This window comes from Klebsiella sp. EMBS2024 (genome assembly GCF_036233805.1).
GTDB lineage: Bacteria > Pseudomonadota > Gammaproteobacteria > Enterobacterales > Enterobacteriaceae > Klebsiella > Klebsiella pneumoniae.
The window spans coordinates 1,885,536-1,885,749 of the sequence record NZ_JAZARW010000001.1 but is presented as its reverse complement, the minus strand read 5'-3'; the positions used below and the strand labels follow the sequence as shown (position 1 = coordinate 1,885,749).

1 pseudogene is annotated in these 214 nt (G+C 53.5%); it reads right to left on the bottom strand.

The annotated features are described in order from the left end of the window. Positions 1-214, bottom strand: a pseudogene (locus tag VZP09_RS08520) (DeoR/GlpR family DNA-binding transcription regulator); the annotation flags it as partial.

Here is a 214-nt window from a genome sequence, read left to right as displayed (position 1 = left end):
TCGTTTCTGCCAGCATGATATCGGCCACGCAGGCGCCGTGTTTCAGCGACAGCGAATTGGTGCCCATAAATGCTTTATCGACGTTTAGCGTGTCGAGAATGGAACGTCCGTTGATCGCCACCACGCAGTGGTATCCCTTCTTAACGATCCCCCCNAGCAGAATAGTTTGAATCGAGGCACTGGCCTCAGGCTCCCGGGCGATTTGGTAATCATT